The organism is Janibacter terrae (assembly GCF_039636765.1).
Classification (GTDB): domain Bacteria; phylum Actinomycetota; class Actinomycetes; order Actinomycetales; family Dermatophilaceae; genus Janibacter; species Janibacter terrae.
Genome location: NZ_CP144167.1, coordinates 367,775 through 380,294, shown reverse-complemented (window position 1 = coordinate 380,294; position 12,520 = coordinate 367,775). Strand labels below are relative to the sequence as shown.

Sequence of the window (12,520 nt, the reverse complement as noted above, 5' to 3'; positions counted from 1 at the left end):
CTTGATCGCGAGTACGAGTCAGGGACGAAGGGGGCGGCGGACCACCCTGAGGTGTTGGGACGCGCTCAGCGGATGTGCTGGTGCACGAAGGCCAGGACGTCGTCGAGGACCTCCTCGCGGTTGACCTCGTTGAAGATCTCGTGCCGGGCGCCGGGGTAGCGCTTGGACGGTGCCTGGTCGGGCGCGATGTGTGCCCAGCCCTCGTCGCTCGGACCGATGGGGACGAGCTGGTCGTCCTCGCCGTGCAGCCAGATCGTCGGGACCGTCAGGCGCCCACCGAGCGTGATCGCCTCGAGCTCGGCCTTGAGGGCGCGCAGCGTCGGGCGCTTGAAGTCGCCGTGCCAGACGAGCTCGTCCTCCTCGTAGGCACGCCCCACGTCGGGGTCCCGGCTGAGGGTCGTGGGGTCGATGGGGGTGGACGGGATCTCCTCGAGGTCGGCGAGGCCCGTGGCCGCCCACGACCCCAGGACCGGGCCGGAGAGCACGGTGGCGGTGAGCCGGTCGGCGTACCGCTGGGTGTAGCGCGCGGCGATCATGCCGCCCATCGAGTGGCCGATGAGCACGACCGGCAGCCCCGGGTTCTCCGCCCGGGCCCGCTGGACGAGCAGGTCGAGGTCGTCGACCACCGCCTCGAAGTCCTCGACGAGCACCCGCTCACCCTCGCTGCGCCCGTGGCCGACGTGGTCGTGGGCGTAGACGACGGCCCCGTCCGCGGTCAGGCGGTCGGCCACCCACTGGTAGCGACCGATGTGCTCGCCGTAGCCGTGGGCGATGACCGCGACCCAGGTCGGGTCGCCGGGTGGGCTCCACAGCGATCCGATGAGCAGGCCGGCGTGGCCCTGGGTCTCGATGTCCTCGGGCGGGATGGGGCTCATGGGTCCTCCTGGGTGACGTCCGTGTCCTACCCAGTCTCGCAGTGACCGGCGGGCGAAGGGGAGGCGCGTCCCGGCGGGTGGGCACGATCGCGGGATCCGGTGCGTGTGCGAGGGTCGGCACATGAGCGAGCGCGCACCCCACGAGCCGGGCATCGTCGTCGTCGGGGCCGGCGAGTGCGGGACCCGCGCGGCGATGACCCTGCGGGACAAGGGGTTCGACGGCCCCATCACCCTCATCGGCCGGGAGACGGTGCACGCCTACGAGCGTCCCCCGCTGTCGAAGGCCTCGCTCGCCGCCGAGGCCTCGGACCTCGTCCACCCATGGACCCGCGAGGAGCTCGAGGGGGCGGGGATCTCCCTTCGCCTCGGGGTGGAGGTCACCTCGATCGACCTCGGGACGCGGACCGTGGTCACCGACGTCGGACCGCTCGCGTACGACCGGTTGCTCCTCGCGCTCGGCTCGCGCGCCCGCCGGCTCGACCTCGAGCACCTGTACTACCTGCGCACCCGCGAGGACGCGGACGCGCTGCGCGGCGTCGTCCGCGAGGGTGGGCGCCTGCTCGTCATCGGGGCGGGTTTCGTCGGGCTCGAGGTCGCTGCCGGGGCGTGCGAGCGGGGCATGGAGGTCACCGTCATCGAGGCCGCCGACCGTGCCCTGGCCCGGGCCGTCCCCGCGGTCGTCGCGGAGCGTGTCGTCGCCCTCCACGCCCACCACGGCGTCACGATCCGCACCCGGACGACCGTCACCGCCGTGCAGGACGAAGGGAGCCATCTGCGGGCCACCCTCTCCACCGGGGAGACCGTGGTGGCCGACGCCGTCGTCGCGGGCGTCGGCGCCGAGCCGGTCACCGAGATCGCCGCTGCCGCAGGCCTGCTCGTCGAGGACGGGATCGTCGTCGACGAGCTGCTGCGCACGAGCGACCCGCACGTCTGGGCGGCGGGGGACTGCGCGTCCTACCCCGACCCGCGCACCGGCCGGCGCGTGCGGATCGAGTCCTGGCGCAGCGCCCACGACCAGGCGGTGAGCGCGGCCGCGGCGATGCTCGGCGAGACCGAGCCGCACGCAGCCGTCGCGTGGTTCTGGTCCGACCAGTACGACCAGATGCTGCAGACCGCCGGGGTGCCCGGCCCCGGGGAGCGCGAGGTCGTCCGCGCGCGCGAGGACGGCTCGCTCCTCCACCTCGGCCTGGCCGCCGACGGGCGCGTGCTCGATGCGACCTCGCTGGGGCGAGGACCGGTGGTGGCCAAGGACATCCGCGTCGCGGAGCAGCTCATCGCGGCGGGCGCGAGGCCCGACGTGAGCGACCTCGAGGACCCGGGGGTCCCCCTTCGCTCGCTGCTGTGACTCAGGCGCCCGCGGCGGCGCGAACCTCCGCGATCGTCACCGGCCGGCGCTGCGCGGCCGACAGCGTCGCCGCCTCGGCCGTCCACGCCGTGCCCATCGCGTCCGCGACGGTGCACGGGTTGTCGACCTCCCCGGCCACGACCTGGGTGAAGACGCCGAGCTCCACGCGGAAGGCCTGCGCGAGGCGGTCCATGAAGAACCCGTGCGCCGGGCCGCCCGGCCAGGAGATGCCCGGCTGGGTCGAGCGCAGGGGCAGACCCTCGTCGAGACCGGCGGCCACCGCGTCGCGGACACCGTGCACCTCGAGGCGGACGTCATACCCGGCGCCGTTGGTGCGGGTGTCGGACACCACGCCGATCGTGCCGTCGGAGAGGGTGAGCAGCGCCGAGACGCTCGAGAAGTCGCCATTGTCGGCGTACATCTCCGGGGCGGCGTCGGGGTCGACCGAGCCGACGGCGTGGACCTCGACGACCTCCTGGCCGGTCACCCAGCGCACCGCGTCGAAGTCGTGCACGGAGCAGTCGCGGAAGATCCCGCCGCTCACCGCGAGGTAGGCGGCCGGCGGGGGCGCGGGGTCGAGGGTCGTCGAGCGGACCGTCGTGATCCGCCCCAGCGCGCCCGATCGGACGGCGGCACGGGCGGCGACGAAGGCCGGGTCGAAGCGGCGCGGGTAGCCGATCTGCACCGGCACGTCGCTCCCGGCGACCGCCGCCTCGACGGCCAGGGACTCGGCGATGGTGCCGGCGACCGGCTTCTCGCAGAAGGTCGGGATGCCCGCGTCGACCGCCGCGCGGATGAGCTCGGCGTGCGCGTTGGTCGCCGCGGCGATGACGACGCCGTCGACGCCGTCGGCGAGGACGGCGGCCGGGTCGGCGACCGCGCGCGCCTTGCCGGTGCGGGCCGTCACGGCCTCGACGGCTGCCGCGACCGGGTCGGTGACGACGAGCTCGTCGACGTGGTCGAGCCCGGCGAAGGTGTCGGCGTGGAACGCGCCGATGCGCCCGAGGCCGATGAGTCCGATGCGCATGTCAGTCCTGTCCTCCGATGACCTGCTGGTCCCAGTCGATGACGGAGCCGGTGACGACGCCGCTGCGGTCGGAGAGCAGGAAGACGACCGCGTCCGCGATCTCGTCGACCTGCCCGAGCTTGCCCATGGGCAGGCGGGCGTTCGCCTGCTCCACCCAGTCGTCGCCGGCGCCGTGGAAGCGCCGCTGCGTCGCGTCCTCACCCGCGGTCTGCGTCCACCCGATGTTGAGGGCGTTGACCCGGACCCGGTCGAAGCGGTGCGCGTGGGCGACGTTCTTCGTCAGGCCGAGCAGGCCCGACTTGGCCGCGACGTAGGGGGCCAGGTACGGCTGGCCGCCGAGCGCGCTGATGCTCGCGATGTTGACGATCGTGCCCGCCGCCCCGCGCCCGGTCATGTCCGCGATCGCCGCCTGCATCGTGAAGAAGGGCCCGCGCAGGTTGGTCGCGATGTGCCGGTCGAAAAGCTCCGGGTCGGTGTCGAGGATCGACCCGCGGTCGGTCAGGCCGGCGCAGTTGACGAGGGCGTCGACGCGTCCGTGGCGCTCGATCGTCCGGGCGACGACCCCCTTCGCGTCCTCGACGACTGAGACATCGCCGGTGACGGCGGAGGCCGACCCGCCGATCTCCGCGGCCAGGGCCTCGCCCGGCTCGGCCCGGCGACCGCTCACGACGACGGTGGCACCTTCCCGGGCCGCGGCGCGGGCGATGCCCGCCCCGAGACCCGAGGTGCCACCGACGACGAGCACGACCTTGTCGGTGAGCAGCTCCTGCATCAGTCCTCCTGGGTGGTACGTCGGGCGGCCGCGTGGTCACGCAGCCGGGTGGCGAGCTCCTCGGGGGAGGCTCCCTCGGTGAGAGCCTGCCGGACGATGTCGGCCTGCGAAGGGGGTGACATGCCGTCGACGGGCTGGTCCAGGTCGAGGTTGGTCGGGAAGGCGTACCCCTCCGCAGCCGCCGCCACTGCGTGGTCGACGTCGTGCCCGGCGGCCTTGCGGGAGAGGAGCGCCGGGTAGATCGCGGTGACGATGCGCTCGCGGTCGACGGACTCCATCGCGCGGCCGAAGGCGGAGGAGATCTGGAGCAGGTTGGCCATCCGGCGCACGTCGGTGGTGTGGTTGGACCCGGCCGCGTGGAAGAGCGCGGGGTTGAAGAACACGGCGTCCCCCTTCGCCAGCGGCAGCTGCACGTGGTGGTCGCGGAAGTACTCCTGGAACTCGTCGAGCCAGTAGGCGAGGTAGCCGTGGGCGTACTTCTGCGAGTGCGGCAGGTAGAGGGTCGGGCCGGTCTCGACGGGCATGTCGCAGTGCGCGACCGCGCCCTGGAGGGTGAGCACGGGGGAGAGTGCGTGGACGTGCCGCGGGTAGCGCTCGGTGACCTCGGGCGAGGCGAAGCCGAGGTGGTAGTCGCGGTGCACGGTCTGCCCGACGCCGCCGGGGTTGACGACGTTGACCTGGCTCGTCACCTGGTAGCCGGGTCCCAGCCAGGCGCGCGCGGCGAGGGCGACGAGGTCGTCGCGGTAGTAGTCGACGAAGTCCTCGGGGTGGGCGCTCGCGAGCTTCTCCAGGGCATTCCAGATGCGGTCGTTGACGCCGCCGGCCGCGAAGTGGTCGCCGACCTCGCCCCCCTTCGCCCGCTCTGCCGTGATGATCTCCTCGAAGGCCGCGGAGACCCGGTCGACCACCGCGTGGTCGAGGGCGCCGGCCAGGACGAAGATCCCCGGCCCGTCGGCGAGGACCGCGGCCAGCTCGGCCTCGACGGCCTCGACGCCGGCCTCGGTCGCGATCGCCTCGCGCAGGGCCGCCGCGTCGTAGACGGGCACCTGCTGCTCGACCCGGTCGGTGAAGGCGAGCTCCGGGTCGCGCTGGGCCTCCAGGAGGGCGCGCAGGTCCTCGACCCGGCAGTCGGCCTGCCGCAGCCGGGCGAAGGGGGTGGACGTCGCTGTCATGCCTCCAGCCTCCACTGCCCGGCCGGGTGGATGGGAGGTCGAAAGACCTCAAAAACGCCTCAGGACGCTGCATTCCCCTAGGGCAATGCAGACGAGCGGTCGCCCCCGGCCGGAGCCTCGAAGCCCTCGGCGGCCTCAGACCCGCGAGACGGCCGAGGCGAAGCCGAGCCACGTGTGCCGGTTGCCCGCCCAGCACCAGCCGACCTTGGGCGCACCCTTGCGTGCCGCGCCGTCGCGGCCGGTGCCGTTGCTGATCCACAGGGCGGGGGTGCGCGCGTCGAGGCCCTTCGCCTTGGGCTTGCGCGAGGCGATGGCCATGAAGCACCGGTTGCGCTCGAGCCGCTCCGGCTCCTGCAGCAGCCAGCTGATGCCCTCGCTCACGGTGAGCGGGTGGCGCCCGCGGGCGCGGATCGCCGGCAGCGCCTCGTCGGGCGACCAGTTGGCCATCTCGTCGCCGCGCTCGACGTCGGTGACCCAGTAGAGCGGCGCGTCGGGCACGGTCTCGCCCTCGATCGGGGTGAAGTCGGCCAGATCGGTCATGTCCTCGACGACGAACCCCGGCCTGCCGTCGAGCGCCAGGAGCGGCGCGAGGTCCGCCGCCGGCACGAGCGAGGGGGAGACCACGAGCACGCCCTCGCCCTCCGGGGCGTCGGGCACGAGCTCGGCGAAGGCGGTCGGGTCGAGCCCGGCGAGCGTGTGTGCCCCGAGGTCGATGAGGCGGGCGGTCTGGGCGGCGGCGTCAGCAGTCATCGCCGGTCCCAACGTCCGGCACGACGGCGTGCTTCCCGGCAGGATGTCCACCATGAAATTCGTCATCCTCGTCCACTCCAGCCCCCAGCCGTGGGGTCACCCGACCGGGGACTTCGTCGCCGAGCACCAGGCGCTGCCGCAGGAGCAGCGCGACGAGATGGACGCCCGCTTCGGGCGGCTCCTCACCGACATGCAGGAGAAGGGAGAGCTCGTCACCGCGGAGGCCCTCGGTGACCCGGCGAGGGCCACACTCCACCGCTGGGCGGACGGTGACCCGGTCGCCTCCGACGGCCCGTACGCGCAGGGCGAGGAGCACCTCGCCGGGTACTTCCTCGTCGACGTCGTGGACCGGGAGCGGGCGGAGGAGATCGCCCGCCACTTCGCCGGTCCCGGCGAGACGATCGAGCTGCGGCCCGTGATGCGGTCCGATGGTGAGGAGCAGTGACCACCAGCGCCCCTTGACAATGTACAACCAAACGGTTGTATGTTGGTGTCATGGCACCGATGGACGAGGAGCGGGCAGATGCCTTCTTCCACGCGCTCTCCGACAGCACACGGCGGGACATCCTGCGTCGCGTGCTGGCGGGGGAGCATTCGGTGTCGGCCCTGGCCGAGAAGTACCCGATGAGCTTCGCCGCCGTGCAGAAGCACGTCGCCGTGCTGGAGCGGGCAGGGCTGGTCACCAAGAGGCGCAGCGGACGCGAGTCCCTGGCGAGCGGAGACGTGGAGGCCGTGCGAGCGGTCGGCGCGATGCTCACCGAGCTCGAGGACGTGTGGCGCGGCCGGTTCGCGGGGATCGACGCCCTGCTGGCCGACACCACCGACTGACACGCACCACGACACAAGGAGCAGGCACCATGCCCGTCACCGACATCACCAAGGACACCGACAACCACGCCCTCGTCATCACGGCGGAGTACCCCGTCAGCGTCGAGCGGCTCTGGCAGGTCTGGGCCGACCCGCGCCAGCTCGAGCGCTGGTGGGGCCCCGAGACCCACCCCGCCACCGTCACCGAGCACGACCTCACGCCCGGCGGCACCGTGAGGTACCACATGACCGGACCCGACGGGCAGCTCTACCCCGGTGGGTGGGAGATCACGAGCGTCGACGAGCCGCGCGGGTTCACGGCCCGCGACTTCTTCGCCGACGCCGACGGCAACAAGGTCGAGGACGCCCCCGTCTCGACGATGACCGTCGAGCTCAGCGAGACGCCCGAGGGCGCCCGCATGGTCACGACCTCGGCCTATGCGACCGCCGAGGAGCTGCAGACCGTCCTCGACATGGGCATGGAGGAGGGCTCCCGCTCGGCCGCCGGCCAGATCGACGCGCTGCTCGCCGCGTAGCCGCCGATCTTCACCGAGAGTTCGCCCGGAGGACCCCCACGGGTCTCCCGGGCGGACGTCTGCGCGACCAAGGGTGGCAGGACACCCCTCATCCTCTGATCCCCAGGAGAGACATGTCCGACCACACCCTCGACCGTCGCACCCTGCTCGGCGGTTCCGCCGGCGCCCTCGGCCTGCTCGTCGCCGGCAGCGCCGCCCCCTTCGCCTCGCACGCCTCCGCCGCCCAGATCACCCGCATGTCGGCCGGGTACGGCCCGCTGCGCACGGCCGGCGAGCTCATGGCCCTGCCTGAGGGCTTCTCGTACAAGGTCCTCGCCGAGGCCGGCACCACGACCCGCGGTGGGTATGCCGTCCCCGGCAAGCAGGACGCGATGGGCTGCTTCGCCGGTCCGTCCGGCGGCTCGACCCTCGTGTGCAACCACGAGCTCGGGTCCTCCGCCACCCCCGTCCCCCACGTCGATGGCCTCGTCTACGACGAGGGCGCGAAGGGCGGTACCTCCACCCTCGTCGTCGACAAGGACGACAACGTCCTGGAGCACTACACCTCCGTCGCCGGCACGGCCACCAACTGCGCGGGTGGCATCACCCCGTGGGGCACCTGGCTGACCTGCGAGGAGACCGAGGCCATGGCAGGCAGCGGTGGCTACACCAAGGACCACGGCTACGTCTTCGAGGTCGACCCGACCAGCCAGGCCGCCAACCTCGGCAAGGCCAACATCCCGCTGAAGTTCCTCGGCCGCTTCGCCCACGAGGCCGCCGCGGTCGACCCGACCGTCGGCCAGATCTACCTGACGGAGGACGCCGGCAAGCCGAACGGCCTCTTCTACCGCTGGACCCCGCCGACCGGCTACGTCCAGGGCAAGGGCTCGCTGCACGCCCTCGCTGCGGACGGCGCGGTCGAGGTCGGTGCCTTCGAGGCGCTCAAGGCCTTCGACTCCGAGGGCCGCCACGTGCCCGACCTGTCCTACGCCACCAAGCCGAACACGAAGTACACCGTGACGTGGGTCGAGGTCCCCGACCGCGACGCGCGCACCACCTCCGTGCGCAAGCAGCTCGGCGACGACCAGGTCACCCGCGCCCGCAAGCTCGAGGGCATGTGGTGGGGTGATGGCGGCGCCTACGTCGTCTCCTCCTTCGCGCGCCTGTCCGACGGCTCGGTCAACGAGCATGACGGCCAGGTGTGGTTCTACGACCCGAAGAAGCAGACGATCACGCTCACGACGATCTTCGGCATCAACTCCGACCCGGACACCAGTGACGAGTTCGACGGGCCGGACAACATCACCGTCTCCCCCCACGGCGGCCTGATCCTCGCCGAGGACGGCAATGGCACGTCGCACCTGGTCGGCGTCACCGACCAGGGCAAGGCCTACCCGCTGGCGCGCAACCTCAGCAGCGACAGCGAGTGGGCCGGCCCGTGCTTCAGCGCGGACGGCTCGACCCTCTTCGTCAACATCCAGAGCAGCCCGGGTCGCACCTTCGCGATCACCGGGCCGTGGGGTCGTCCGTCCAACGCGAAGGCCTGAGCTGCTCCCTTCGTGCTGAGCAAGAGAAACCTCGCCTTCGCAGGAGTTTCAAACTCTTGCGAAGGCGAGGTTTATCGGGTGACCCGAGAAACCTGGGGCGGGTGAGGCGTCACGCCGGGTGCCACGGCCGATCGGGCCGCGTCGCGACCGGCGAGCCGCTCACCCGCACCGCGTAGACGGGCGGCGGTCCCGCGTCGGCGACGCCGAGGTAGGTGTGGCCGGTGATCCGGCACCACGCCGGCAGGTCGATCGGTGCGACGGGGTCGGTCGTGCTCAGGTGCACGACCGACCCCGCGTCCAGCTCGGCGACCCGGGCGCGCAGCAGGATGAGCAGCCGCGCGCACGAGAGGTCGCCCCCGTCGATCCGCTCGACGGGCCGCTCGTGTGCCTCCACCCGGCGTCAGGCGAGGACGGAGCGAAGGGCGTCGCGCACCCGCTCGTCGTCCGGCGTGACCTGCGGGCTGAACCGCGCGACCGGGGTGCCGTCGGCGTCGATGACGAACTTCTCGAAGTTCCACCGGACGTCGCCGCTCTCGCCCCCTTCGTCGTGCGTCCCGACGAGGCCCTCGTAGACGGCGTGGCGACCGTTGCCGTTGACCTCGACCTTCTCGCTCATGGGAAAGGCGACGCCGTACGTCGCGGAGCAGAACTGCGCGATCTCCTCGGACGTGCCCGGCTCCTGCCCACCGAACTGGTTGCACGGCAGCCCGACGACGGCGAGGTCCGGGTGCTCCTCGTGCAAGGCCTCGAGGGCGGCGTACTGAGGGGTCAAGCCGCACTTGCTGGCGACGTTGACCAGGAGCGCGGGGCGCCCACCGGTGAGATCACGCAGGGTGCCGGGCGTGCCGTCGAGTCGGGCGAGGGGGGCGTCGAGGATGCTCATGGGTCGACGATACGGGCCCTGACTAGGCTGCCGACATGCCCGCCGCCATCGCCTTCGTCGTGGTCACGCTCATTCACCTCGGGGCGCAGGCGACGGCCCCGGGCGGGGTGCTCGCGGACCTCACGCAGGTCCTGCTCGTGCCGGTGCTCGCGTGGTTCCTGGTCGCGACCACGCCCGCGCCGCCCTCGCGCCCGGTGCGGCTGGCGCTCCTCGCGCTCGGCCTGTCGTGGCTCGGCGACACCCTGCCGCGCTTCGCGGACGAAGGGAGCACCACGGGTCTCGCGCTCATGCTCGGCTGCTACCTCCTCGCCCAGGTCGTCTACGCCGTGGTCCTGCGCGGCACCGGTCTGGACCGTGTTGCGAGCAGTGGTGTCGTCGCCCTCGTCGTCTTCGACGTGCTCGTCGCGCTGCGGGCCCTCGCCGACGTCGAGCTGCCGTTGCACGCCGTGTGGGTGATGCTCGCCTACGTCCTCGGGCAGGCCCTGCTCGTCGCGGCGATCGCGCACCAGGACCGGGCGCGCCCCGAGGCCGCCTGAGGTGCGCAGCCACCGCATCTCCGACGTCGCCGAGCAGGCCGGGCTCTCCCGTGCCACCGTGGACCGCGTGCTGCACGGGCGCGCCGGGGCCAGCCCACGCGCGGTCCGGGCCGTCGAGCAGGCCGTCGCCGAGCTCGACCGACAGGCCGGCGCGCTGCGGCTCGGGGCGCGCTCGCTCGTGCTCGACGTCGTCATGCAGGCGCCCGAGCGGTTCTCCGGAGCCGTGCGCGAAGCCCTCGAGTCCCAGCTCACCGGCCTGCGCCCGGCCTCCGTGCGCGCCCGGTTCCACCTGCGCGAGTCGGGGACCGTCGAGGACGTCGTCGCCATCCTGGACGGCATCGGACGAAGGGGGCGCACCAGCCACGGCGCGCTGCTCAAGGTCCCCGACGACCCGCGCGTGGCGGCGGCGATCGACGACCTCGCCGGCCGCGGCATCCCGTCGGTCACCCTCGTCACCGACGTCCACGGCTCGCGCCGCATCGCCTACGCCGGGCCCGACCACGAGTCGGCCGGCCGGACCGCCGCGCACCTCGTGCAGCGGTGGGGCGCCACCGACCGCGGCACCGTCCTCGTCACCCTCAGCCGGGCCAGCTTCTTCGGGGAGCGCACCCGGGTCGAGGCCTTCGTGCGACAGCTCGCCGCGGAGGCCCCAGGTCTCGAGGTGCGCCGCGTGCGGGACGCCGACGGGCTCGACGCCTCGACCGGGGCCGTCGTCGCGGGTGAGCTCGACGACCTCACCGGACCCGTCGGGGTCTACTCCGTCGGGGGAGCCAACCGGGCGATCATCTCGGCGCTGCGGGCGAAGGGGGTCACCCCGTTCGCCCACGTCGGGCACGACCTCGACGCGGACAACCTCGCGCTGCTGCGCGCCGGCGAGATCGACCTCGTCCTCCACCACGACCTGCGCGAGGACGCGCGCTCGGCGGTGCGGGCGGTGCTGCAGCACCACGGGCTCGTGCCCGGCGCGCCGCTGTCGGTCGCCTCCGGGGTGCAGGTCGTGACGCGGCACAACATCCCTGCGCGGCTGCTGCCGGGGGGAGGCACGTGAGCGCGGGCTACCGGCACGGCAGCGCGGAGTACCGGCGGGTCGTGGCGTCGCTCTTCGCGGCGGGCCTGGCGACCTTCACCCTGCTGTACTCGACGCAGGCGCTGCTGCCGGACCTGCGCGAGCAGTTCGGCGTCTCCGCCGAGGCCTCGACGCTGAGCATCTCGCTCACGACGCTCGGGATCGGCGCGGGGCTGCTCGTCGCCGGTCCGGTCTCCGACGTCGTCGGGCGCACCCGGCTGATCCACCTGTCGCTCGCCGCCTCGGTCGTCGCGGGCATCGCGTCCGCGCTCGCCCCGACGTGGCCGGCCCTGCTCGTGCTGCGCTTCGTGGCCGGCGTCGTGCTCGCCGGTCTCCCTGCGGTCGCGACCGCGTACCTGCGCGAGGAGCTGCACCGGGAGAGCCAGGGCCGGGCGGTGGGCCTGTACGTCGGGGGCACGGCCTTCGGGGGGATGTCCGGGCGGCTCGTCGCCGGCCTCGGGGCCGAGCTCGGCGGCTGGCGCTGGGGGATCGGGGCGACCGTGGTCGTCGCGCTGGTGTGCGCGCTGGTCGTGCGGATCGCGCTGCCGGCCTCGCGGGGGTTCAGGGCCTCGCCCGGCAACCCGCGGGCGCTGCTCGCGATGACCCGCAGGGCGCTGTCGGACCGGGGGCTGCTCGCGCTGTACGCGATCGGTGGCTGCAGCCTCGGCGCGCTCGTCGCGATCTTCAACGCCGTGGGCTTCCGGCTCACCGACGAGCCCTTCTCGCTCGGGCTCGGCGCCGCGAGCATGGTCTTCCTCGTCTACCCGCTCGGCACGCTCAGCTCCGCGTGGTTCGGCCGCGCGGTCGACCTGCGGGGACGACGACCGGTCATCCCCGCGGCCGTCGTCATCGCGATCGCGGGCGTGCTCATCACCATCCCGGACCACCTGCCGCTCATCGTGCTGGGCCTCGCGGTGCTCATCGTCGGGTTCTTCGGCCTGCACGGCATCGCGAGCGGCTGGGTGCCGATCCGGGCGGTCGCCGGTGGGACGAGCGCCGGTCAGGCCGCCTCGCTCTACCTCTTCACGTACTACCTCGGGTCCTCGGTCTTCGGCTCGGCCTCGGGCCTCGCCTGGACGCACGGCGGGTGGAACGGGGTCGTCGCGCTCGCGATCACGCTGCTGGTCGTCACCGCCGTGCTGATCCGGGTGCTCCACCGGACGCCCTCGCTGGTGCCGGGTCGGTGGTGAGCCCGCTCGTGGTCAGACGCCCCGAGGACGACGAA

General features: G+C 73.1%; 15 protein-coding genes. 8 read left to right on the top strand and 7 right to left on the bottom strand.

Features of this window, described 5'->3' with window-relative positions:
- Window positions 1-65: 65 nt before the first annotated feature.
- On the bottom strand, window positions 66-875 hold the full coding sequence (locus tag V3C34_RS01925; protein ID WP_068425976.1) for an alpha/beta hydrolase: 810 nt from the start codon (window positions 873-875) through the stop codon (window positions 66-68).
- 121 nt (window positions 876-996) lie between these two features.
- Here V3C34_RS01925 and V3C34_RS01920 point away from each other — a divergent pair, with 121 nt between their 5' ends.
- Window positions 997-2,220 carry an NAD(P)/FAD-dependent oxidoreductase gene (locus tag V3C34_RS01920; protein ID WP_346007926.1) on the top strand — a complete coding sequence of 408 codons (1,224 nt, stop codon included), beginning with the start codon at window positions 997-999 and terminating at the stop codon, window positions 2,218-2,220.
- 1 nt (window position 2,221) lies between these two features.
- Here the strand turns inward: V3C34_RS01920 and V3C34_RS01915 are convergent, their stop codons facing one another.
- The 4 genes from V3C34_RS01915 to V3C34_RS01900 form a co-directional block, all read right to left on the bottom strand.
- The gene (locus tag V3C34_RS01915) at window positions 2,222-3,247 is read right to left on the bottom strand and encodes a Gfo/Idh/MocA family protein (protein WP_346007925.1); all 1,026 of its coding nucleotides are present in this window, start codon (window positions 3,245-3,247) and stop codon (window positions 2,222-2,224) included.
- Window position 3,248: 1 nt separating this feature from the next.
- Complete coding sequence (locus V3C34_RS01910) at window positions 3,249-4,019, bottom strand: SDR family oxidoreductase (RefSeq protein WP_346007924.1); 771 nt, start codon at window positions 4,017-4,019, stop codon at window positions 3,249-3,251.
- Window positions 4,019-5,191, bottom strand: coding sequence for a phytanoyl-CoA dioxygenase family protein (locus V3C34_RS01905; protein ID WP_346007923.1), 1,173 nt, complete (start codon window positions 5,189-5,191; stop codon window positions 4,019-4,021). The genes V3C34_RS01910 and V3C34_RS01905 overlap by 1 nt, the downstream gene beginning before the upstream one ends.
- A gap of 135 nt (window positions 5,192-5,326) precedes the next feature.
- On the bottom strand, window positions 5,327-5,941 hold the full coding sequence (locus V3C34_RS01900; RefSeq protein ID WP_346007922.1) for a DUF5701 family protein: 615 nt from the start codon (window positions 5,939-5,941) through the stop codon (window positions 5,327-5,329).
- 52 nt (window positions 5,942-5,993) lie between these two features.
- Between V3C34_RS01900 and V3C34_RS01895 the strand changes: the two genes are divergently transcribed.
- From V3C34_RS01895 to V3C34_RS01880, 4 genes are all read left to right on the top strand, one after another.
- Entirely contained in the window at window positions 5,994-6,386 is a 393-nt protein-coding gene (locus V3C34_RS01895) for a YciI family protein (RefSeq protein ID WP_068327843.1), read from the top strand.
- Window positions 6,387-6,436: 50 nt separating this feature from the next.
- Window positions 6,437-6,769 carry a metalloregulator ArsR/SmtB family transcription factor gene (locus V3C34_RS01890; protein ID WP_346007921.1) on the top strand — a complete coding sequence of 111 codons (333 nt, stop codon included), beginning with the start codon at window positions 6,437-6,439 and terminating at the stop codon, window positions 6,767-6,769.
- A 29-nt stretch (window positions 6,770-6,798) separates the two neighbouring features.
- Window positions 6,799-7,284: an SRPBCC domain-containing protein gene (locus tag V3C34_RS01885; protein WP_346007920.1), complete on the top strand. Its 486-nt coding sequence runs from the start codon at window positions 6,799-6,801 to the stop codon at window positions 7,282-7,284.
- Window positions 7,285-7,397: 113 nt separating this feature from the next.
- Window positions 7,398-8,810 (top strand): alkaline phosphatase PhoX, encoded by a 1,413-nt coding sequence (locus V3C34_RS01880; RefSeq protein ID WP_346007919.1) that lies wholly within the window; start codon window positions 7,398-7,400, stop codon window positions 8,808-8,810.
- Between the two features lie 109 nt (window positions 8,811-8,919).
- Here the strand turns inward: V3C34_RS01880 and V3C34_RS01875 are convergent, their stop codons facing one another.
- The gene (locus V3C34_RS01875; RefSeq protein WP_068426001.1) at window positions 8,920-9,204 is read right to left on the bottom strand and encodes a sulfurtransferase TusA family protein; all 285 of its coding nucleotides are present in this window, start codon (window positions 9,202-9,204) and stop codon (window positions 8,920-8,922) included.
- 6 nt (window positions 9,205-9,210) lie between these two features.
- Window positions 9,211-9,693 (bottom strand): glutathione peroxidase, encoded by a 483-nt coding sequence (locus V3C34_RS01870; protein WP_346007918.1) that lies wholly within the window; start codon window positions 9,691-9,693, stop codon window positions 9,211-9,213.
- Between the two features lie 35 nt (window positions 9,694-9,728).
- Between V3C34_RS01870 and V3C34_RS01865 the strand changes: the two genes are divergently transcribed.
- Genes V3C34_RS01865 through V3C34_RS01855 form a run of 3 tightly spaced genes read left to right on the top strand, consistent with a single transcriptional unit; the run spans window position 9,729 to window position 12,485 of the window.
- On the top strand, window positions 9,729-10,229 hold the full coding sequence (locus V3C34_RS01865) for a lysoplasmalogenase family protein (RefSeq protein ID WP_346007917.1): 501 nt from the start codon (window positions 9,729-9,731) through the stop codon (window positions 10,227-10,229).
- Between the two features lies 1 nt (window position 10,230).
- Complete coding sequence (locus V3C34_RS01860) at window positions 10,231-11,277, top strand: LacI family DNA-binding transcriptional regulator (protein ID WP_346007916.1); 1,047 nt, start codon at window positions 10,231-10,233, stop codon at window positions 11,275-11,277.
- Entirely contained in the window at window positions 11,274-12,485 is a 1,212-nt protein-coding gene (locus V3C34_RS01855) for an MFS transporter (RefSeq protein WP_346007915.1), read from the top strand. The genes V3C34_RS01860 and V3C34_RS01855 overlap by 4 nt, the downstream gene beginning before the upstream one ends.
- Window positions 12,486-12,520 lie beyond the last annotated feature (35 nt).

Coding starts and splice junctions, on each gene's coding strand:
- V3C34_RS01925 (WP_068425976.1), bottom strand. CDS start 875: ATGAGCCCCATCCCGCCCGAGGACATCGAGACCCAGGGCCACGCCGGC.
- V3C34_RS01885 (WP_346007920.1), top strand. CDS start 6,799: ATGCCCGTCACCGACATCACCAAGGACACCGACAACCACGCCCTCGTC.
- V3C34_RS01890 (WP_346007921.1), top strand. CDS start 6,437: ATGGCACCGATGGACGAGGAGCGGGCAGATGCCTTCTTCCACGCGCTC.
- V3C34_RS01880 (WP_346007919.1), top strand. CDS start 7,398: ATGTCCGACCACACCCTCGACCGTCGCACCCTGCTCGGCGGTTCCGCC.
- V3C34_RS01895 (WP_068327843.1), top strand. CDS start 5,994: ATGAAATTCGTCATCCTCGTCCACTCCAGCCCCCAGCCGTGGGGTCAC.
- V3C34_RS01865 (WP_346007917.1), top strand. CDS start 9,729: ATGCCCGCCGCCATCGCCTTCGTCGTGGTCACGCTCATTCACCTCGGG.
- V3C34_RS01870 (WP_346007918.1), bottom strand. CDS start 9,693: ATGAGCATCCTCGACGCCCCCCTCGCCCGACTCGACGGCACGCCCGGC.
- V3C34_RS01910 (WP_346007924.1), bottom strand. CDS start 4,019: ATGCAGGAGCTGCTCACCGACAAGGTCGTGCTCGTCGTCGGTGGCACC.
- V3C34_RS01900 (WP_346007922.1), bottom strand. CDS start 5,941: ATGACTGCTGACGCCGCCGCCCAGACCGCCCGCCTCATCGACCTCGGG.
- V3C34_RS01905 (WP_346007923.1), bottom strand. CDS start 5,191: ATGACAGCGACGTCCACCCCCTTCGCCCGGCTGCGGCAGGCCGACTGC.
- V3C34_RS01915 (WP_346007925.1), bottom strand. CDS start 3,247: ATGCGCATCGGACTCATCGGCCTCGGGCGCATCGGCGCGTTCCACGCC.
- V3C34_RS01920 (WP_346007926.1), top strand. CDS start 997: ATGAGCGAGCGCGCACCCCACGAGCCGGGCATCGTCGTCGTCGGGGCC.